The 20742-nt window shown below is 70.8% G+C and carries 13 protein-coding genes and 1 pseudogene; 13 read left to right on the forward strand and 1 reads right to left on the reverse strand.

What is annotated here, in order from left to right; translation table 11 throughout:
- Nucleotides 1–18: 18 nt before the first annotated feature.
- Nucleotides 19–1539 (reverse strand): arylsulfotransferase family protein, encoded by a 1521-nt coding sequence (locus ACTWQJ_RS22200; protein WP_443308362.1) that lies wholly within the window; start codon nucleotides 1537–1539, stop codon nucleotides 19–21.
- Between the two features lie 499 nt (nucleotides 1540–2038).
- Between ACTWQJ_RS22200 and ACTWQJ_RS22205 the strand changes: the two genes are divergently transcribed.
- The 13 genes and pseudogenes from ACTWQJ_RS22205 to ACTWQJ_RS22265 all read left to right on the forward strand — a co-directional run.
- Nucleotides 2039–3043, forward strand: coding sequence for a streptomycin biosynthesis protein (locus tag ACTWQJ_RS22205; RefSeq protein WP_443308363.1), 1005 nt, complete (start codon nucleotides 2039–2041; stop codon nucleotides 3041–3043).
- Nucleotides 3044–3538: 495 nt separating this feature from the next.
- The gene (locus ACTWQJ_RS22210; RefSeq protein WP_443308364.1) at nucleotides 3539–6592 is read left to right on the forward strand and encodes a helix-turn-helix transcriptional regulator; all 3054 of its coding nucleotides are present in this window, start codon (nucleotides 3539–3541) and stop codon (nucleotides 6590–6592) included.
- Nucleotides 6593–6717: 125 nt separating this feature from the next.
- Nucleotides 6718–9024 carry an aminotransferase class I/II-fold pyridoxal phosphate-dependent enzyme gene (locus tag ACTWQJ_RS22215; protein ID WP_443308365.1) on the forward strand — a complete coding sequence of 769 codons (2307 nt, stop codon included), beginning with the start codon at nucleotides 6718–6720 and terminating at the stop codon, nucleotides 9022–9024.
- A 242-nt stretch (nucleotides 9025–9266) separates the two neighbouring features.
- Nucleotides 9267–10394 (forward strand): 3,5-dihydroxyphenylacetyl-CoA synthase DpgA, encoded by a 1128-nt coding sequence (dpgA, locus tag ACTWQJ_RS22220; protein WP_443308366.1) that lies wholly within the window; start codon nucleotides 9267–9269, stop codon nucleotides 10392–10394.
- A gap of 41 nt (nucleotides 10395–10435) precedes the next feature.
- On the forward strand, nucleotides 10436–11098 hold the full coding sequence (gene dpgB, locus ACTWQJ_RS22225) for an enoyl-CoA-hydratase DpgB (RefSeq protein WP_443308367.1): 663 nt from the start codon (nucleotides 10436–10438) through the stop codon (nucleotides 11096–11098).
- Nucleotides 11095–12402 carry a (3,5-dihydroxyphenyl)acetyl-CoA 1,2-dioxygenase DpgC gene (dpgC, locus tag ACTWQJ_RS22230; protein ID WP_443308368.1) on the forward strand — a complete coding sequence of 436 codons (1308 nt, stop codon included), beginning with the start codon at nucleotides 11095–11097 and terminating at the stop codon, nucleotides 12400–12402. Before dpgB ends, dpgC begins: the two co-directional genes overlap by 4 nt.
- Entirely contained in the window at nucleotides 12399–13232 is an 834-nt protein-coding gene (dpgD, locus tag ACTWQJ_RS22235; protein ID WP_443308369.1) for an enoyl-CoA-hydratase DpgD, read from the forward strand. The genes dpgC and dpgD overlap by 4 nt, the downstream gene beginning before the upstream one ends.
- A 143-nt stretch (nucleotides 13233–13375) precedes the next feature.
- Complete coding sequence (locus ACTWQJ_RS22240; RefSeq protein ID WP_443308370.1) at nucleotides 13376–14185, forward strand: alpha/beta fold hydrolase; 810 nt, start codon at nucleotides 13376–13378, stop codon at nucleotides 14183–14185.
- 2533 nt (nucleotides 14186–16718) lie between these two features.
- Nucleotides 16719–18134 (forward strand): DEAD/DEAH box helicase, encoded by a 1416-nt coding sequence (locus ACTWQJ_RS22245; protein WP_443308371.1) that lies wholly within the window; start codon nucleotides 16719–16721, stop codon nucleotides 18132–18134.
- 211 nt (nucleotides 18135–18345) lie between these two features.
- Nucleotides 18346–18588: a DUF5302 domain-containing protein gene (locus tag ACTWQJ_RS22250; protein WP_443308372.1), complete on the forward strand. Its 243-nt coding sequence runs from the start codon at nucleotides 18346–18348 to the stop codon at nucleotides 18586–18588.
- 972 nt (nucleotides 18589–19560) lie between these two features.
- The gene (gene panD / locus ACTWQJ_RS22255) at nucleotides 19561–19980 is read left to right on the forward strand and encodes an aspartate 1-decarboxylase (protein WP_443308373.1); all 420 of its coding nucleotides are present in this window, start codon (nucleotides 19561–19563) and stop codon (nucleotides 19978–19980) included.
- A 23-nt stretch (nucleotides 19981–20003) separates the two neighbouring features.
- On the forward strand, nucleotides 20004–20351 hold the full coding sequence (locus tag ACTWQJ_RS22260) for a GNAT family N-acetyltransferase (RefSeq protein WP_224735806.1): 348 nt from the start codon (nucleotides 20004–20006) through the stop codon (nucleotides 20349–20351).
- 25 nt (nucleotides 20352–20376) lie between these two features.
- A pseudogene (locus ACTWQJ_RS22265) lies at nucleotides 20377–20742 on the forward strand (arylsulfatase); the annotation flags it as partial.

Consider the following 20742-nt stretch of genomic DNA (forward strand, 5'->3'; position numbering starts at 1 on the left):
TCATGTCGGCCACCCTTCTCAGCTCGCGGCGGACGCGGCGGCGTCGACGGGCGTGACGGACGAGGTACCGATCACCTTGCCCCGGGCGTCGAGCGCCTGCACCTGAAGCCGGTCGGCGTCCCGGTCGCCCGCAGGAAGGGTGATCGGTGTGTCGAACCCGTCCCAGGCCGTGGTCGCGACCGGCTTGAGGGCGCCGTCCGAGGCGCCGGCGAGCAGCCGCCAACGGGCCACCTCCGAGGCGCCGTTCCAGTTGGCATGGACTGTTCCCGCGGCCGCGTCCTCGGCGAGGAGCCTGGGCTTGGTCAGCGGCTTGCCCTCCCAGTCGAGGCGGTAGGCGCGGTAGCTGCTGCTGTCGGGGGAGGCGGGGAAGGTGGCGTCGAACAGCAGCCGGCCGTCGCGCGAGAACTCCGAGATCCGGCCGGGCGCGGACGCCGCCCAGCTGACGAAGGTGTTGCCGTTGTCCAGGCTCTGGCTGCCGCCTTCCCGGGCGGTCGACATCATGTCCGGGTGGGTCAGCTGGTGCACCAGCCGGGCTGTGCCGCGCTTGGGATCGATCTTGATCCAGGCGACCCGCGACTCGTACCCGGGCAGCCCGTTGGGTGTGGAGTTGTCGAAGATCCGGTAGGTGTTGTCACCGACGGCCCGCACGTCGTGCTGCCAGCTGAACCGGGCCCCGACACCGAGCCGGAAGTCGCTGTTGCGGCCGCCCAGACGCCAGATGATCTCGCCCGTGTCCCGGTCCACCTTGAAGACCGTGCTGGCGGCGTTGCCGGAGATCAGCAGGTTGCCGTCCGTGTCGACGCCGACGGAGTTCACGTGCAGGAAGTCGTACGGTGTGGCGGCGTCGCGGGGCGCCCGGAGGTCGGACTGGGTGACCGGCACGTGCTCCAGGGCGCTCCAGTCCAGCAGCTTCCTGCCGGTGGCGATGTCGATCTCCTGCACCACGCTGTCGACGACTCTGCCGTCCTTCGCGCCGCCCGCTCCGCTGAGGTCGTACGGCTTCTGCTGGTAGCTGATGACCAGTGCGGTGCCCTCGGGAGTCAGCAGGAACTCGTGGAGGTCCATCACCTGTCCGGTGTCCGGCGTCTGGACCGTCGCTATGATCTCGTAGTTCTCGTTGGCGATGTACCCGATGCCGGTGCCCTTACCCGTGTTGGTCGCCTCGCCCTCCCACCAGGTCAGTACCTTCTCGCCCTGGTACTCCTGGACCCGGAAGTCGGTGGCGAAGGAGTTCGTCGGCAACTCGCGGAACCAGATGGGCCGCCCCTCGTCGTCCATGATCTGCGGTCCGCGGACCTCGCTCGTCATGCTCTGCGGTGTGACGAAGATGTCTCCCTCGGCCCGTCCCGGGCGACGGACCCGCACGTCGGTGGCAGGCGGTTCCGCCACGCCCGTGGCCGCGAAGTCGCCCGGTCGCAGTGCGGCGGCGGAGGAGGCCAGGGCGTGGGCGGGGGAGGTGGCGTCGGTGGGCGCGGCCCGCGTGTCCGGCGCCGTTCCCGAGGCGTTGGACGCGAAGGCCAGTACGGCGGTCGCCGCCATGGCGGTCAGAGTGCCTATCAGAGTGCGTAAAGGATGGGTCATCCGCTTCAGCTCCAGTCGGAGAAGTGGGGGAAGGACGGTCGGAGGTTCCCCGGAGCAGACAGAGGTCGGTTGCCGCGCAAGATCGATGTAACGGGACGGTTCTAACAACACTTCGGTCACAACACCGTCACAGGTGAGGTCCTCGCACTACGGCCTCTTCCGCCCTGGAGACCGCCCCGGCCGTCCCCCGGTATCCCGTGAGGGAACTCGCCCGCGTCGTCAACCCCTTAGGGGTCGGCGCTGCAGACAGGGGTTTCGGCGAGGAAACCAGGCTGCTAATTTCGGTCACGTCTTCCGGAGATCGCATTTCTGCTACTCGGTCACATTGTTCACCGGATGAATTCCGCAACTCCTTGGGGGGAGAGCGTTGATTCGCTGCGGAAGGAACTGTCGGACAGAAGGTTCTCTCGCGGACGGCGAGCGTCGGCCGCATCAACGGGGCAGGTGAGGAGCCGGGGTGGAACCCGAAGAGGAGGAAATCACTCAGCAACCTCTCGTGGAGATCGAGATCGGCTCGCTGAGCCTGGCAGGATCGCCACGGTTGGCAGGGGAGTCGGCGGAGCACATCGAGGCCCTGGCCGCGGCCGAGGAGCCGTTGCCGCCGATCACGGTGCACCGGCCGACGATGCGGGTCATCGACGGCTTCCACAGGCTGAAGGCGGCCCAGTTGCGGGGCGACAGGACGATCGCCGCCCGGTTCTTCGACAGGGACGAGACCGCGGCCTTCGTCCTGGCGGTGAAGCTCAACGTCACCCACGGTCTGCCGCTGACGCTCGCGGACCGCAAGCGCGCCGCCGAACGCATCATCGCCTCCCGTCCGCAGTGGTCGGACCGGAGGGTCGCCTCGGTCACCGGGATTTCCCCGGGGACCGTGGGCGACATCCGCAGACGGGCCGGGCGGGAGCCGGAGCCGGTGAGCCGACGGCTGGGCCAGGACGGCAGGCTGCGGCCGGTCGACGGCAGCGCCGGCCGCAGCATCGCGGGTGAGCTGTTCACCCAGAACCCGGAGTTGTCGCTGCGTCAGGTCGCCCGCGCGGCGGGGATCTCACCGGAGACGGCCCGCGACGTGCGCAATCGGTTGCGCAACGGCGAGGACCCGCTGCCCCGGCAGCACCGTCGGAGGAAGAACGCCGAGCCGGGTCAGGGCGCCGTCGTGCACAAGGATTTCAGGGCCCTCGGACTCGCGCGGCCGGCCGGGCGGGGCCAGGCCCAGGCCGTTCCGGACCGGGCCGCGCTCGTGAAACGGCTGAAGGACGATCCCGCACTCCGGTTCACGGACACCGGCCGCAATCTGCTCCGGCTCCTTGCGCTGCACACGCTGAGCAAGGACGAGTGGGAGGCCATCATCAACAACGTTCCGCCGCATTGCAGCAACATCATCGCCGACCTGGCCCGGCAGTTCGCCGAGCTCTGGTCGGAGTTCGCCGTCCGGGTCGAAAAGGAGGTCGCACAGATCAGCTGAGTCCGGCTCACGCCCGGGCGTCGACCGCCGCGAGAACCTTTTCTCGCGGCGGTTTTTCGTGTGCGCATTTCATCGCCGGACGGCGTCGGGGCCGGGCGCCGAATGGAGCCGAGCATTCCCCTTTGCGCCGGTCGAGCCTCGGTGGTCCATAATTGAACTTCAAGTGCGCGGGTAACCCTGCTGTGACCGATAGCACTTCACAGGAAGCTCATAGGTGACTGAAAATGATCGGCGCGCAGGTAAAGCCTGTTTCGTACGGCTCGGACTACCTGCCGAGATCGACGGCGATTGACCGGTTGGCCTGGCAGGACGGCATCGGACAAGGGGACGTCGCGCCGGACGTCCCGGACCTCCCTCTGCGGTCAAGAATGGTAATTCGGCCACTCCGGCGAGGGGAGGTGGGTAGATCGATCTAACCGGACCAGAGAAAAGAGACCCGCGCGTGCGCGAATTGGGTGCTATGTTTCAGGCCGTGTCCTGCTCTTCGGGTTGATAATGGAGACTCACCCCCCACCTTCAGTATCACTGCAGGTCAGCAGCCGCTTTCCTTTTTCTTCTCAATTGCTGGATACTTTGCCGGCCGACGGCACCGGTCGATCAGTGCCGACGGGTGTGAACAACGCGTCGGGAGGCGTGCGCGAAGGTGCGGGGGTGCCTGTGAATCTCAGTGAACGAGACGAAGAACTGCGACTGTTGATGCGTCGCTACAGGGAGTGCGCGAGAGGCAAGGGCTCGGTCGTCCTGGCGAACGGCCCGGTGGGATGCGGCAAGACAGCCCTGGTCCGGGCGTTCGCCGACTGGGCCACGCAGCAGGGTGGCTACTGCTTACCGCTGACGGCGTCCGCCGGTGAACGGCTCGACCGGCTCGGCCTCGTCGACCAGCTGATCGACGCGATCCGCGCGGTCGGCATGATCGGCGAACCGCTCTCCGCCGAGAGCAGTGCCGGCATGGTCGAGGCCGCCCTCGGCGGGGAGGGCGGGCGGGTGCCGCTGACGCTGATGCAGCGTATCCACCGCGCCGTCACCGGCATCGCCCAGCGTCGGCCGCTCGTCATCAGCGTCGACGACGTGCACTTCGCGGACGAGGCGTCCCTTCAGTGTCTGAGATACCTGATACACCGAATCGATTCGGCTGCCGTCCTCATCGTCCTCGCCGAGAGCTCCTGTCATGAACGGGCGCTCGCCGACTTCCACGCGGAGATCCTGCACCTTCCCCACGCGCACCGGATGCGGCTCGGCCTGCTCACCCTCGACGGGGTCGCCGGGCAACTGGCGCGGCACCCGGGCACCGGTTCGGCGGCACGGGAGAACGCCGAACCGTGGGCTCGGACCAGCGGAGGCAACCCGTTGCTCCTGCACGCGCTGATCGAGGACTTCACCGAGCGGACGACAGTGCCCGCCGCGCCGGAAACCGCCGCACGGACCACGGAGCCCCTCAGGGCCGGAGGTCCCGTACCCGGAGGGTCCTTCCGGCGTGCCTTCCTGCGCTGCCTCCACCGCTGCGAACCCGCCCTGCTCGCGGTGGCCCGCGCGATCGCCGTCCTCGGCGACTCGGCCACCCCGTCCCTGATCGCCGGCCTCCTCGGCGACCACGCCGCCTCCGTCCGCCGGAGCCTGGCCGACCTGCGCACCGCCGGTCTGCTGAGGGACCTGCGGTTCCGGCACGAGCAGGTCCGGCCGGCCGTACTCGACGACATCCCTGTCCAGGACCTCCGCGCGCTGCGCGACCGGGCCGCCGAACTGCTCCTGGAGAGCGGCGCCCCCGCCGCGGCGGTGGCCGACCAGCTGCTCGCCGCCGGCGACACGGCGGGTGCCACCTGGCAACCCGACATCTTCCTCGGGGCCGCCCGGGAGGCCATGCACGCGGGAGACATCACCGCCTGCGTCGAATATCTGCGCCACGCGTCCGGCATCTGCGCGGACGCCGTCCAGGAGGCCGAGGTGACCGCCGCCCTGGCCGGGGCCCAGTGGCTCATCGACCCCGCGAAGGCGTCCCGGTACCTGCCCCAGCTCTGCCGCATGGTGCGGGCCGGTCTACTCACCGGACCAGAGGCGCTGGTACCGGTCCGCCAACTCGTCTGGCGGGGCGAGTTCGAGCGGGCCGACGCCCTGCTGCGGACCGTCGAGCGCCAGGCGGCCACCGCCGGGGCGGACGTCTGGGACGGTGCCGGACCGCCCTCGTCCGCCGTCCGGCCCGACCTCGCGCTCGTCCGGCTGGGCCTGTCCTTCTGCTACCCCGGGCTGCGGCATGGCACCGGCCCGGCCACGCCCGCCGGCACGGCGGCGGACGACCCGCCCGGCGCTGAGCCGCCGGAGCCCGAGCCCCTGTCGCCCCGCACCTTCCTGGCCCTCTCGGCAGGCCTCACCGGCGACGACGAAGACCGGCTCGCCGCCCGGGTGCTGGGCGCCGCCCGCGCGGACAGCTCCTTCACCGCCGCGCTGGCCGCGCTGGTCCTCCTGACGCACACCTGCCGGCTCGACGAGGCCCGACTCTGGTCGGAGCGGCTGCTCGACAAGCCCTGGAACCGCGGCGTCCCGATGCGCCGGGCGCTGTTGGAGACGGTCCGGGCGGGAGTGGCCCTGCGCCGCGGCGACCCGGCCGAGGCGAGCGAGGCGACACGGACCGCCCTGAGCCTCGCCACCCCGGAAGCCTGGGGTATCGCGATCGGGCTGCCCCTGTCCCTGGCGATCCGCGCGGCGACCGAACTCGGCGACCTCGAGACCGCCAGGTCGTACCTCGATCTCCCGGTGCCCGTGCCCGTGTTCGGGACCCCCTTCACCCTGCCGTACCTCCAGGCCTTCGGCCGCTACCAGCTCGCCATCGAACGGCCGCGCGCCGCCCTGCGGACCTTCCAGTCGTGCGGGGAACTCATGGTCAAGTGGCGGCTCGACGCGCCGGAACTCGTGGACTGGCGCAACGACGCGACCGCGGCGCTCATCGCCCTGGGCTACCTGCACAAGGCACGGGCCACGGTCGTCGAGCACCTGGCCCGGCTCGGCGACGGCGCCGGCCACGCCCGGGGCGTCGCGCTGCGCCACCTCGCGGCGACCAGCCCGCCCCGCGACCGGCTGCCGCTGCTGCGGGAGGCGGTGCGCATCCTCAGAGCCTGTGGCGACCGGCTCGAAGCGGGACGTGCGCTGGCGGACATGGAGGCCCTACGGACCGCCGCGGTGCGCCACGACGTCCCGCCCGAACTGCCCCGGCCCGTGGCCTCGCTGCGGACGTACCTGGACGCGGTGCGGGACGCTCCGCAACCGCCGCCCGCCCCGGCACGCCGCCCGCGCGGCGGCCACCCGGGACACAGAGCCGCGCCGGACAAGACGCCACGGCCGCCGGCCGAACTCACCGAAGCCGAGCGCAGGGTCGGTGCCCTCGCCGCCTCCGGCTGCACCAACCGGGAGATCGCTGACCGCCTTTTCATCACGGTGAGCACCGTGGAACAACATCTCACCAAAATTTACCGGAAGTTGAAAGTGCGCAGCCGTGGTGAACTTCCGGCATCACTCGCCCGTTTCGGGGAATCCTCGTGCTCACCGAACGGACGGTGAAGGCCGGCCTCCCGTCCAACCGCGGATATCGGTCTGTTGGACAGCATTGTGGGCCCGGTCGGAATCATGTGATCCTGGCCGCCGAAATCAACTTGCCATAACTGATTCCGCATGGGGGGAAATCCATGGCCGGAAGGCATCTGGACGACAATGCGCGGCGTGCGCAGGAAGGCCTGGATCCTGTTCTCGTGGATTTCCTGGAAGGCGTGGAAAGCGCATCGGCCGCGAACCGTGCCGCTTTTGACCGCGCGGGACTGAAGCAGGGCGGGCCGAGCCTCTCCGGCCCGCCCGACACCGCCACGAAGATCCTGAACCGGGGCTGGGCCGCACCGTTGGCCGCCGGCCCGCTCGCCGGGCTCGTCCGGCCCGGCGTGGAGCCCGCCGTGGTCCGGGCGGCCGGCCGTGCCGGACTGCCCACCGTCGTCAGCGCCCTCACCCCCCACCCCCTCACCTCGCTCACGGCGGCCGGAGACGGCCCGCTGTGGCTGCGGATGTACGCCTTCCGGGACGGCGGCATGACGGAGCGCGTGGCCGCCCGCGCCGAGGACGCCGGGTTCGCCGCCCTCGTACTCGCCCTGGGCCCCCAGGACGGTGCCGCACCCGCGCCGACCGCCGAGGACACCCGGCTCCGGCTCTCCGGCGCCGCCGGCTGGGCCGATCTGGAGCGGCTGCGCTCGGCCTCCGCCCTGCCGCTGCTCGTCGCCGGCGTCCGCACCGCGCGGGACGCCTCCCGTGCCGTCGACGCGGGGGCCGACGGCCTCGTCATCGACCGCCTGGAAGCACTGCCCGCCGTCGTGGCCGCCACGACCGGGGGCCGCCCCGTCCTGCTGGACGGCGGCGTCCGCCGGGGCGCCGACGTACTGGTCGCCCTCGCCTCGGGCGCCGACGCGGTCCTCCTCGGACGGCCGGTGCTGGACGCGCTCCTCGCCGACGGGGAGACCGGCGTCACCGCGGCGCTGGACGGCCTCGTCCGCGAACTCCAAGCCGCGATGACCTTCACCGGCACGGCCTCGGCCACCGAGGCCCACCCGGGCATCCTCCGCATGGCCCCCCACCCGGTGACGGTCCCCGCCCCGGCCGCGGCGGCCCCCACCGCCGACGCGACGCCCGCGACCCCGCCACCGGACGGCGCCGCGGGTGCGCTGCGCAGGACCGACCTGCACGCCTGCGTCGCGGACCCCGTCCTGGACACGATGACCTTCCTGAACGAGATCACCCATCGCTACCCGGACGCGATCTCCTTCGCCCCGGGACGCCCGTACGACGGTTTCTTCGACACCGAGCTGATCTTCACCCACATCCGCGGCTACCTCGACCACCTGGCCGCACAGGGCCGCACGCCACAGGACATCCGTACCGCCATGTACCAGTACGGCCCCACCGCAGGCCAGATCCGCGAGATCGTCGCCGACTCGCTGCGCGCGGACGAGAACATCGACGTACCTGCCGAGTCGATCGTGATCACGGTTGGCGCGCAGGAGGCCATGCTGCTCGTCCTGCGCGCCCTCATCGGCGGCCCCGACGACGTCCTGCTGGTGGCGAGTCCCTGCTACGTGGGCATCACCGGCGCGGCACGGCTGCTCGACGTGCCGGTGACCGCGGTCGAGGAGCGTGAGGACGGCTTCCACAGCGCCGACCTGGAGGCGGCGATCCTGCGGGAGCGGGCCCGCGGACGGCGCCCCCGCGCGTTCTACGTCATCCCCGACCACTCCAACCCGTCCGGGGCCACCCTGGACGAGCCGACCCGCAGGGAACTGCTGGCCGTGGCGGAGCGGCACGGCGTCCTCCTCATCGAAGACAGCCCCTACCGCCGGGTGAGCCCCGGCACGCCGCAGCCGACGCTGAAGTCCCTGGACCGGTCGCGCACGGTCGTCCATCTCGGCTCCTTCGCCAAGACGGTCTTCCCCGGCGCCCGGGTCGGCTTCGCCGTGGCCGACCAGCGGGTCGTGGACGCCGACGGGCGGACCGGCCTGCTCGCCGACGAACTCGCCAGGATCAAGAGCATGGTGACGGTGAACACCTCGTCCCTGAGCCAGGCCGCGGTGGCGGGAGCCCTGCTGGCTGCCGAAGGCCGGATCTCCGAACTGAACTCCGACGCGGCCGCCTACTACGGCGACGCCATGCGGACCACGCTCCGCAGGCTGGACGCCTGCCTGCCGGCTGCCCGGCGCGACGCCCTGGGCGTGCGCTGGAACGAACCCGCCGGAGGATTCTTCCTGACCGTGCACGTCCCCTTCCGGGCGGACGACGCGGCCCTGACCCGCTCCGCACAGGACTTCGGCGTCATCTGGACGCCGATGAACTACTTCTATCCGCAGGGCGGCGGGCACCACGCCCTCCGCCTGTCCACGAGTTACCTGACGACCGCGGACATCGAAGAGGGCACCGCGCGGCTCACGCGGTTCATCGAGGCGCAGAGCACGGAGGCGTGAGGCACCGCATACGGAAATCGCCTCGTCTCCTTCTTCCGCGCTCCGGCCCCTAAGCCCTCCGCAGGCTCCTTTTCCTCATTTTCTCCGGGGATTTCCTCCTGGGATTCCTCCTCGGATCTCCTCCCCGGATTTCCACCTCGGATCTCCTCCTCGAAGGCGATCGGAAAGGCGAAGCAAGTGACCGGAAGCATCAACGCACGGAAACCGCGCAGCAGGCCGCGCATGTGGGGGTGGACCTACCGATGACGATCAACCTGGACCGAGCCGAGACACCGGTCCTCACCGGTGACGGCGCTCTGAAAACGCCGTACCGACCCCGGATCGTCGGTGTGGGAACCGCCGCGTCCGCCACGTCCTACTCCCAGCAGGAGGTGCTCGACGCCTTCGGCATCACCGACCACAAGATCCGTTCCGTCTTCGTCAACAGCGCCATCGACCGGCGCCACCTGACCCTGCCCGAGCCGGACGCCGACGGCGTCCGCAGCCCCGAGCCGCAGGGCGACCTGCTGGACAAGCACAAGGCCATGGCGGTGCAGATGGGCGTCGAGGCGCTCCGGGCCTGTCTGAAGCGGGCCGGCGCCGAACTCTCCGACCTGCGGCACCTGTGCTGCGTCTCCTCCACCGGCTTCCTCACCCCCGGCCTCAGCGCCCTGCTCATCCGAGAGCTGGGCATCGACCGCCACTGCAGCCGCAGCGACATCGTCGGCATGGGCTGCAACGCCGGACTCAACGCGCTGAACGTCGTGGCCGGCTGGTCCGCCGCACATCCGGGCGAACTCGCCGTCGTGCTCTGCACGGAGGCCTGCTCCGCCGCGTACGCGATGGACTCCTCGATGCGGACCGCGGTCGTCAACAGCCTCTTCGGCGACGGCGCCGGGGCCATCGCCCTGCTGTCCGGGCCGGGTGACGAGGCGTCGGGGACGCCCGAGGGCCCGAGCGTCTTCAAGCTGGCCAGCTGCATCATCCCTGAAGCGGTCGACGCGATGCGCTACGACTGGGACCGCGAGCTGGACCGGTTCAGCTTCTACCTCGACCCGCAGATCCCCTACGTCGTCGGCGCCTACGCCGAGATCGTGGTCGACCGTCTGCTGAACGACACCGGTTTGCGCCGCAGCGACATCCGCCACTGGCTGGTGCACTCCGGCGGCAAGAAGGTCATCGACGCGGTCATCGTCAACCTGGGCCTGACCCGCCACGACCTGCGGCACACCGTCGGCGTCCTGCGGGACTACGGCAACGTCTCCAGCGGATCGTTCATTTTCTCGTACGAAAGGCTGCTCGACGAGCAGGTCACCCGGCCCGGCGACTACGGAGTGCTGATGACCATGGGACCGGGCTCCACGCTGGAGACGGCGCTGGTCCAGTGGTGAGAACGGAGGAGAAGACAGTGGGGGACAACACGGTGAGGGACATGAGTGACGCACTGACACTGAGCATCGACGGGACCCAGCCGCTGTCGGCCGCGGCCGTCAGGGACATCACCGCCCTGTGCGACCGGGTGGAGGACCGGGGCGAGGGCGGGACCGTGACCCTCAAGGTCACCGGTGCGCCCGCACCCGGCTGGACGGACGGGCTGGCCGTCGCCCTCGTCACCAAGTGGGAGCGGGCGCTGCGCCGGCTGGAGCGGCTGCCGGCCGCGACCGTCGCCCTCGCCGCCGGGGACTGCGGCGGGCAGGCCCTCGACGCCTTCCTCGCCGCCGACATCCGTATCGCCACCCGGGACACCCGCCTCGTCGTCCCGTTCGACGGCGAGTCGACCTGGCCCGGACTGGCCATGTTCCGGCTCGTTCAGATCGCCGGTTCGGCCCGCATCCGCCGGGCCGTCCTGTTCGGCCAGCCCGTCAAGGCGTCCGAGGCGCTGATGCTGGGCATCGCCGACGAGCTGACCGAGGATCTGAACGGCGCCGCCGCCGCCACCGCGCAGCGACTGGCCGGCCTGTCCGGCAAGGAACTCGCCATCCGTCGCCAGCTCCTCTTCGACGCGGTGACCACCGGCTTCGAGGACGCGCTCGGCGCACACCTGGCCGCCTGCGACCGCAGCCTGCGACGCACCGCGACGGAGCAGGCCGCATGACGACCGACCTGGCGGGATCCCCGGCCGCCCTCGACGGGTGGCCGGCCCTGACGGAGGCCGCCGAGCGGGAGCAGCAGACGCTGGCGTCGCTCCCCTCCCCGGCGCAGCGCACACCGCGGCAGCGGGCCGAGGCGCAGACGGCGAAGGACACGGCCCGGGCGTTGCGCGCCCGGTTCCTGGACGACCATGTCGACATCGTCTACGACCGGCTCACCGACGGGCGCTCCCGGGCCCTGCGGATCGAGGAGCTGGTCGAGGCCGCGGCGACCGCCTTCCCCGGTCTGGTGCCGACGGCGGACCTGCTCGCTCGGGAACGCAGCCGCCTGCAGGCCGACAAGGAAGGCCACGAGATCGACCAGGGCATCTTCCTCCGGGCCGTCCTGTGCTCACCCACCGCCGGACCCCACCTCCTCGACGCGATGCTCCGGCCGACGGCCCGCGCGCAGCGCCTGCTGCCGGAGTTCCTGCGCACCGGCACCCTGGAGATGGAAGCCGTACGGCTGGAGCGCCGCGACGGGGTGGCCCGGCTGACGATGTGCCGGGACGACCGCCTCAACGCCGAGGACAACCAGCAGGTCGACGACATGGAGACCGCCGTCGACCTGGCCCTGCTCGACCCGTCCGTCCGGGTGGGCCTGCTGCGGGGCGGCGAGATGAGCCATCCCCGCTACCGCGGCAGGCGCGTGTTCAGCGCCGGCATCAACCTCAAGAACCTCAGCTCCGGCGACATCTCCCTGGTCGACTTCCTGCTGCGCCGCGAACTCGGCTACATCCACAAGCTCGTCCGCGGCCTGCGAACCGACGACGCGGGCGCGTGGCACACCCGGCACGTCGAGAAGCCGTGGGTCGCCGCGGTCGACGGCTTCGCGATCGGCGGCGGCGCCCAGCTGTTGCTGGCGTTCGACCACGTGATCGCCGCGTCCGACGCCTACTTCAGCCTGCCTGCCGCGAAGGAGGGGATCATCCCCGGGGCGGCCAACTTCCGGTTCAGCCGGTACGTCGGCCCCCGCCTGTCCCGGCAGGTGATCCTGGAGGGCCGCCGGATCTGGGCGTCGGAGCCGCAGGCGCGGCTGCTCGTCGACGAGGTGGTGGAGCCGCACGAGCTGGACGCCGCCGTCGAGCGGAGCCTGGACCGGCTCGACGGCGAGGCGGTGCTCGCCAACCGGCGCATGCTCAACCTGGCGGAGGAACCGGCGGACGCGTTCCGCGCGTACATGGCGGAGTTCGCCTTCCAGCAGGCGCTGCGGCTGTACGGCGAGGACGTGATCCACAAGGTCGGCCGGTTCGCCGCGAGGTCCGCGTGACCGTCGGCGGCCCGGGCGTCGGCCGCCCGGACGACGGCCGGCCACGGGTCCGTTACGAGAAGAAGGACCACGTCGCCCACGTCACCCTCGACCGCCCCGAGGTGCTCAACGCGATGGACCTCCGTATGCACGAGGAACTCGCCGGTGTCTGGGACGACGTGGAGGCCGACGACGACGTCCGGGTGGTGGTCCTGACCGGCGCGGGCGACCGCGCCTTCTCCGTCGGGCAGGACCTCAAGGAGCGGGCCCGCCTCGATGCCGAGGGGGACCCCCCGACGACGTTCGGCAGCCGCGGCCGGCCCGGCTGGCCCCGGCTCACCGAGCGGTTCGACCTGTCGAAACCGGTGGTGGCACGGGTCAACGGGTACGCACTCGGCGGCGGTTTCGAACTGGTCCTCGCCTGCGACCTCGTGATCGCCGCGCACAACGCGGTGTTCGCGCTGCCCGAGGCACGGCTCGGGCTGGTGCCCGGCGCGGGCGGCGCCTTCCGGCTGGCTCGCCAACTGCCCCTGAAGACAGCCATGGGGTACCTGCTCACCGGGCGCCGGATGGACGCGCGGACCGCCCTGCGTTTCGGGCTGGTCAACGAGATCGCCGACGCGGGGGAGCTGGACCGCCGGGTCGCGGAGTGGACGGACGACCTGGTCCGCAGCGCGCCCCTGGCGGTGCGGGCCGTCAAGGAGTCGGTGATGCGCTCGCTCGACCAGCCCCTGCCGGAGGCGTTCGCCACCCGGTATGTCTGGGAGGAACGGCGCATGCGCAGCAGGGACGCCGTGGAGGGCCCCCGGGCCTTCGCGGAGAACCGGGAACCGGTGTGGACCGGGCGGTGACGCGGAGGTGAAGGCCTCGGTTCGGTGACGTCGGCCAGGTGGCCGGGCGGTCGGTGAGGGTGTCCTCGCCGGCGGCCCGGCCCCGCCCGCCAGGACACGGCAGAGACCCGCCCGCCAGGACACGGCAGAGAAGGGACACGCCGATGCCAGTCGCGCGTATCAACGGAATCAACCTGAGCTATGACGCGTACGGATCCGGGCCGCCCGTGGTGATGGTCACCGGCACCGGCGCCCCGGGACGGGTCTGGCGTACCCACCAGGTACCCGCGCTGACGGCGGCCGGACACCGGGTGATCACTCTCGACAACCGGGGTGTCCCGCCGACCGACCCGTGCCCCCATGGCTTCACCCTTGACGACATGGTCGCGGACGTCGCCGGTCTGATCGAACACCTCGGTGACGGGCCCTGCCGGATCGTCGGCTATTCGCTGGGCGGGATCGTCGTCCAGGAACTCCTGCTCGCGCGGCCCGATCTCGTCACGCAGGCCGTGCTGATGGCGAGCAGCGGCAGGACCGACGAACTGCTCGCCGCCATGACGGCCGGCGATGTCGAACTGGCCGACAGCGGGACGAAGATCCCGCCTCGGTACGCGGCCTATCTGCACGCCCTGCAGAACCTCTCGCCGCGCACCCTCAACGACGACGACCGACTGCGCGACTGGCTCGGAGTCTTCGAGCTTTCGATGATCGACCTCTCCGCGGTGCGCGCCCAGCTCGGCCTCGACCTCATCCCGAACCGGCTCCCGCAGTACCGGGCGATCGGGCGCCCCTGTCTCGTCGTCGGCTTCCAGGACGACCTGGTCGTGCGCCCGCACCTGTCGCGCGAGGTCGCCGAGGCCATACCCGGCGCCCGGTACACCGAGATACCCGGCTGCGGTCACTACGGCTACCTGGAGCGGCCCGACGCCGTGAACGCCGCGATCACGGAGTTCTTCGCCGGCCACGCGGCCTGAGCGGCGGACCCGCGCCGCCGAGCCCCCCGGGACTCCCGCGCGGTCACCGTGGCCGTGCCCCCTGCGCTCGACCACGTGGTGGACGAACAGGTGGCGGAACGGGACGGGATCGCGCGCCGGTCGACGCTCAAGGCCAGGTTCGCGGCGCTGCGACCGTCTTCCTGATCCTCGACGCGCACCCCGCGTGGGCCGACGGCGCGCGCCTGGACGGCCGCAGCGGCTGCACGTCCCTGCACCAGGCCGCCTGGCACGGCGCCCGGATCTAGACGGTCGAACGCTCCTGGCGTACGTCGCCTGGCGCAGCGGGCACATGACCCGACCCGCGCCGCGGACGTCGCCCGGCGGCGCGGCCACCACCACCTCGCCGGCCTCCTCCGCCCGGCAGTCAGGCATCCCGTACCACCCGACGTCCTGGCCCGCCTGCGAGAGCACTTGCACCGCCTGATCCGGCACCGGGCGGGCCTGGAGAAAGGCTCGGACCTGGCCACCGAGCACGGGCCCTCCCGGAGCCGGAGGTCCTGACGGAACTCGCCCACCCCGTCTGCTGGTTCCCCTTCCGGGAATGTACGGAGGTCCCATTCAGGCCGCAGGGCCACGAGCTGACCGTGGACAGCTGGATCCGCGTCGTCGGCGGCTCCGAACGCACGGACCGGGCCATGGTCGACGGGGCGCACCTCCGGGAGGGCGGCCGACTGTGACGGGAGGCCGCTGAGGGCGCCTCCGTGCACGTCCGGCCGTCGGGCGCGTGGCGACGGCGGTCTACCGGACGTCAGCCCACCGCCCTGTCCGAGGGCAACCGGCCCCTGGGACCACAGCCCGCGGCCGTCGGGGCCCCGAGGGGCGAGCCGATCGGTCATGCGCTCCGCCGCCGCCACGTCCGGCCGCCCGCCGTCGAAGCGGACCTCGCGGCTGAGACCACACATCAGCCCCGCCCCCTTCCGGCGACGCCCTGCGGTCACCGTCATACGGTGCTGTACCCCGGCCGGCGGGGATACGGGGAGCTGGGGGCCTTTTCTCGGCCTGGCCGCTGACCTGTGCTGCTACAAGCGACTCGTTCGCCTCACCACGTAGGACACGGTCTGAACCCGCACGAGAACGGTGGTGAATATCACGGAGGTCGGCGGAGGGCAGTGCGTAGGCTGGTCGCTGTCGTCGTGGCAACAGGTCTGGGGAGCGGGAGAGGCTCGTTGATCTGGCCTGACGATGCGTCAGGAAAGTCGGCAATTGGTCAGCATGAGTCCTCAAAACCCTGCGAATGCTGACCGAACCTGCGAGTCGTTTCAAGGTAAGGAAACAGCCCTTGACCTGCGAAAACGCAGGCAGGGAGCCTAGGTCCGGGAGTACCTCCATGCTGCGCACCATGTTCAAGTCCAAGATCTAGCGTTTGGGTGTTTCCGCAGGTCAGGTCCTTGATCGCCGGGTTCGGGTCAGCAAACGGTCAGCATCGGGCCGGACAGCGTCCAGCTTGCTGACCTGCATCCGTGGCAGGGGACTGCTCCACCGCCCGGCGCCCTGCTCCGAAGAGCTTGATGTGTGGCTCGATGGCTCGCCCGTGGGATGGGCTCGTTCTTCAAGGAGTGCGGTTGTTCCAGGCCAACCCGTTGCCCGCACCTGTACACGATTCGGTTCAGGGACGCTCTCGGTAAACAGCGTGAAGAGGTCGGTTCGGCACGCAGGACGACGCCATCGAGCGCCTCACGTAGATCTGCGCGGAGAAAAAAAGACGGCGCCGTCCGTTGTCGAGGCCCGCCGGGAACTCGGTCAGCAGACGGTCGCGGAACACGCGAAGCAGTGGTGGTGGCCCCGGCAACGGGGGGACGCCTACGGCAAGGCGCCATGGTGGACGACCCTGTGAAGGGGCGGCATGTAGAGCTTCCGGCACCATTTGCGCCCCGAACGCGCTCGGGAACGGGATACTGATCACCGACGTGTGCCGGCGCGTGGAGTACTTCGTCATCCGGCGTCGGAATGGATGGGTCGCAAGTCCATCGAGGAGACGTATCGCACCTACCAGCATCTGATGCCCGGGAGTATCACGAAGGCGGCGCACATCCTGGACGCCGGCCTCTGGGAGCAGCAGGTTCTTCGACTGCTGGTGTACAAGGGTTACAACGTCGCTGACCAGCGTGGACGGTGCCGCTCTGAGCTTAGGCGGTATCGCCGGCCCGGGAACGGTCCGGATCTTGGACGATGCGGTTTCTCGGACTGCGTGGCCGCCCGAACCCGCACCGATCAGGAGGTGGAAGAGAGGCGAGCTGCTGCAACTGCTCACTCTCCTATGTGCGGTGGCCACTGACCGATACCGGTCCAGTGAGACGGGAACCCGCACACTGTGCGTAGAACTGTCGAGCCGCGTCGGGTCATCGACGCGGGAGGGGCGATCGGTATCACGGCGCGATGTTATGCCTTGTGTTAGTGTCATGCTTTTGCGTGGTCGTCGCGGTGGGCGATTCTGCCTGTTTGGTTCCGCTTGTGCGTGGCTGTTCAATCCTGCCGGGCCTTCCTCGGTACGTCCCCCTGCGGAAGGCTGTTCATGAAGCATCCCGACGACTCCGGCATCGCTCACGGCGGTCCCGCCCAGTCCGAGGCCACGACTCCGGCGCTGCCCCCGGCCGTCTCCTTCGCCGGCCTGGAACTGCCGGTGGAGGTGCTGCGGACACTGAGCGGACTCGGGGTGCGCGAACCCTTTCCGATCCAGGCCGCCACACTGCCCGATGCCCTGGAGGGGCGCGACGTCCTGGGGCGCGGGCGCACCGGATCGGGCAAGACGCTCGCCTTCGGCCTGCCGCTGCTGACACGTACGGCCGGGCGGCGCGCCGAACCGAAGCAGCCCCTCGCTCTGATCCTTGTGCCCACCCGGGAGCTGGCCCAACAGGTCACCCAGGCACTGGCGCCGTACGCCGAGGCATTGCGGCTGCGGATGGCCACGGTCGTCGGCGGCATGTCGATCGGCCGGCAGGTCGCCGCGCTGCGCCAGGGAGCCGAGGTGGTCGTCGCCACCCCCGGACGCCTGCACGACCTGATCGAGCGCAACGCCTGCCGCCTGGGACGGGTAAGGATCACCGTGCTGGACGAGGCCGACCAGATGTGCGACTTGGGATTTCTGCCGCAGGTTGTCGACGTGCTCGACCAGGTGCACCCCGACGGTCAGCGGATGCTCTTCTCGGCCACTCTGGATCGCGACGTCGATCAGCTGGTCCGCCGCTACCTCCACGACCCCGTCGTCCACTCGGTCGACCCGTCCGCGGGCACGGTCTCGACGATGGAGCACCACGTTCTGGTCGTCCACGGCCCTGACCGCTACGCCGTCACCACGGAGATCGCCGCCCGCGACGGCCGCGTACTGCTGTTCCTCGACACCAAGCACGCCGTCGACCAGCTCACCCGGCATCTGCGGGCCAGCGGGGTGCACGCCGGGGCCCTGCACAGCGGCAAGTCCCAGCCACAGCGCACACGGACCCTGGCGCAGTTCAAGAACGGCCAGATCACCGTCCTGGTGGCGACCAATGTCGCGGCCCGTGGCCTGCACGTCGACGACCTCGATCTCGTGGTCAACGTCGACCCGCCCACCGATCCCAAGGACTACGTGCACCGGGCCGGCCGCACCGCCCGCGCCGGTGAGTCCGGCAGCGTGGTCACGCTCGTGCTGGCGGGCCAGCGCCGCGAGACGAGCCGCATGATGGCCGGGGCCGGCATCGAGCCGACCGTCACCAAGGTGCGCTCGGGCGAGGCGGAACTGAGCCGGATCACCGGCGCCAAGGCTCCCTCCGGCACCCCGCTCGACGGCGGGCCCGCCGTCCCCCGACCCAAGAACACCAACGCTCCCTTCCGCGGCCTCGGCACCAGCAAGGACACCTCCCGCGGCGCCGGCGGCAAGTCCCGAAAGGCCGGCGAGGCCCGCAAGCTCGCCGAGGCCCGCAAGGCCGCCCTCGTGCGTCGCAACGGCTGAGAGCCGTTGCCCTGTCAGCGAATCTTCTGGCCACGGGATCGACAACCCCCGGCCCGGCCCGAAGCCCGTCCTGTGCCCCCACTACGAAGCGAACGCCCTCGGCCGCGAGAGGGATACCCGCCGAAACAGAGCAGGATGATGTTGTCGGCGCCCCGCACTGCGCCCGGCATGACAAGCTGTGCTGGCCCACCCCCGAACCCAGGAGGTCACCATGACCGCAGAGCCCGTCACTACGGAAGGTTCGGAGCCGGCTGCCCCCGAGACGTCCCCTCTGGCGCCGGACAACGACGGCAACTACGACCTCAAGCGCAAGTTCCGTGAAGCCCTGGCGCGCAAGCGCGGTGCGCAGGCGGACGCGGCCGATGTTGCCGCCAACCCGGATGCGTCGAAGGTGCGTGCGGCGCACGGCCCGGCTGCGAGCCAGCGGTCGTTCAGGCGTAAGAGCGGCGGCTGAGTCGATCAGTCCCGCGGTCTGGCCGCTTTACCGGCACTCTGCGCGCTGTCCACTCGCGCGCCCGGTGCCGTGGCCCGCAACGTGCGCATGTCCGTGTGCGCGTTGCGGGCGAGGCGTAGCCGGCGGTCTCGCCTGTGGGAGGGCCCAACTGCGGCTGGCGCGGGTCGGTGGCGCCGCCGCACTGGCATTCCCGGCCAGGACGTCCGGCCGCCGACGTTGCACGGTGGCCAGGACGTAGCTGACGGCCCGGTGCGACGCCGGCGCGTCTGGCCATCCCAGCTGGCGTCACCACCGGAGCCGTCCGAAACACTGATCATTCCGGGCTGAGGGCACTGCCTCGTCCGAGGGCACGCGGCCGGTGTCGCGCGCCCGCCGTGCCCGCTGTACCGCTGGGGAGATCGACGACGGTTGTCCGGGCCTGAGTCCGGGGCGTGCCACGCGGGCGGGATCTCGTCGGGGCGCGGGGTAGGGATCAGGATTCGGTGGCCGTCGCGGACGATCAGGGAGACCGAGGAGGGACCGACGAGCTCGCTGACAGTTTGGGTGAGGCGCTGGTGCGGAGCGCTGTTGTGAGGGCGGCACCTGCCAGGGCCTTGGTGGACGAACGCGTCGTGGCCCATCAGGCGGCCGAGGACGGCGGAATCGATGCCGGCCGCCGTGGCCGTATCAAGGGTGGGCTACTCCTCAGGTACCGGGGCGGGGGAACTGAGTGGTCCGGAAGCGAGACGGCAGAACACGGGCACCGTGCTGGGGGCACTGCCGTCGCCGAGGTACCCGGTCGAGCCCTCGCGGCCGTGGCACCCGCAGCCGCGCAGCCCGCCTGATGACGCGTCACGAAAGTCAGCAATGGGTCAGTGTGAGCCCTGAAACACCTGGGGACAGCTGACCGAACATGCGAATCGTTGTACGCTCCGGAGACCGCCCTTGACCTGGAAAAAGCGGGCAGGGAGCAGATAAATCGGGAGTTTCTCCGTGTTTCGTACCATGTTCAAGTCCAAGATCCACCGAGCCACCGTCACCCAGGCCGACCTGCACTACGTGGGATCGGTGACCATCGACGCCGAGCTGCTGGACGCCGCCGATCTGCTGCCCGGTGAGCTGGTGCACATCGTCGACATCACCAACGGCGCCCGGCTGGAGACGTACGTCATCGAGGGTGAGCGCGGCTCGGGCGTCGTCGGTATCAACGGTGCCGCGGCCCATCTGGTCCATCCCGGCGATCTGGTGATCATCATCAGTTACGCTCAGGTCACCGACGCCGAGGCGCGGGCACTGAAGCCGCGGGTCGTGCACGTGGACCACGACAACAGGATCGTGGCCCTGGGTGCCGACCCGTCCGCACCGGTGCCGGGCTCGGACCAGGAGCGCAGCCCGCAGGCCGTGTCGGCCTGACCCTTCCGACCAGGAGCGTGCCCATGAGCGACATCGAGATCCGCGACGACCGGGCGGCCGGCCGCCTCGAGGCCCTCGGGGACGGCGGCGAAGTCGTCGGCCACATCGAGTACTTCGTCCTCGAAGCCCCGGGGCGCGCCCTGGTCCCCGTGCACACCATCGTGGAACCGGCACACGAAGGGAAGGGCATCGCGGGCTCGCTGGCGCGCGAGCTGTACGCCATCGCGAAGCGCGAGGGCATCGTCGTCGCCCCGCTGTGCCCGTACGTCGTGAAGTGGGCGGAACGCCACCCCGAGGAGGCTCCGGCGGCCGACCCGGAGCTGCTGCGGGCGGCGAAGCAGTGGCTGTCGGCGCACCCCGGCCGGTTCTGAAGGCCTGAAGGAAGAAGCCCTCTCCATGCTCGCTCTCCTGCACACCTCACCCGTCCACGTCCCCGTCTTCGACGCCCTGCGCGACGAGGACCACCAGGGCCTGGAACTACGGCACTTCGTCGACGAGGAACTGCTGGACCGGGCCCGTGACAAGGGCCCCGAGGCGGTGGCGGACGACCTGCGCGCGGTCCTGGAGCGGGCGGTCGCCGACGGCGCGCGGGCCGTGCTGTGCACCTGCTCGACCCTCGGCGGCGTCGCCGAGACGGCCGGCGCCGGCGTCGGGGTGCCGGTGCTGCGCGGTGACCGTCCGATGGCGGCCGCCGCGGTGGCCGCGGGGTCCCGGGTCGTCGTCCTCGGGACGCTGGAGAGCACGTTCGGGCCGACCGTGTCG

The organism is Streptomyces sp. KR55 (assembly GCF_052245645.1).
In the GTDB taxonomy this organism is placed as follows: domain Bacteria; phylum Actinomycetota; class Actinomycetes; order Streptomycetales; family Streptomycetaceae; genus Streptomyces; species Streptomyces flavusporus.

What these genes read in the sequence shown, in the direction of transcription:
- ACTWQJ_RS22200 (WP_443308362.1), bottom strand. Translation starts at nt 1,539, where the DNA reads ATGGCGGCGACCGCCGTACTGGCCTTCGCGTCCAACGCCTCGGGAACG.
- ACTWQJ_RS22210 (WP_443308364.1), top strand. Translation starts at nt 3,539, where the DNA reads ATGGAGACTCACCCCCCACCTTCAGTATCACTGCAGGTCAGCAGCCGC.
- ACTWQJ_RS22215 (WP_443308365.1), top strand. Translation starts at nt 6,718, where the DNA reads ATGGCCGGAAGGCATCTGGACGACAATGCGCGGCGTGCGCAGGAAGGC.
- dpgA (WP_443308366.1), top strand. Translation starts at nt 9,267, where the DNA reads ATGACGATCAACCTGGACCGAGCCGAGACACCGGTCCTCACCGGTGAC.
- dpgB (WP_443308367.1), top strand. Translation starts at nt 10,436, where the DNA reads ATGAGTGACGCACTGACACTGAGCATCGACGGGACCCAGCCGCTGTCG.
- dpgC (WP_443308368.1), top strand. Translation starts at nt 11,095, where the DNA reads ATGACGACCGACCTGGCGGGATCCCCGGCCGCCCTCGACGGGTGGCCG.
- ACTWQJ_RS22240 (WP_443308370.1), top strand. Translation starts at nt 13,376, where the DNA reads ATGCCAGTCGCGCGTATCAACGGAATCAACCTGAGCTATGACGCGTAC.
- ACTWQJ_RS22245 (WP_443308371.1), top strand. Translation starts at nt 16,719, where the DNA reads ATGAAGCATCCCGACGACTCCGGCATCGCTCACGGCGGTCCCGCCCAG.
- ACTWQJ_RS22250 (WP_443308372.1), top strand. Translation starts at nt 18,346, where the DNA reads ATGACCGCAGAGCCCGTCACTACGGAAGGTTCGGAGCCGGCTGCCCCC.
- ACTWQJ_RS22260 (WP_224735806.1), top strand. Translation starts at nt 20,004, where the DNA reads ATGAGCGACATCGAGATCCGCGACGACCGGGCGGCCGGCCGCCTCGAG.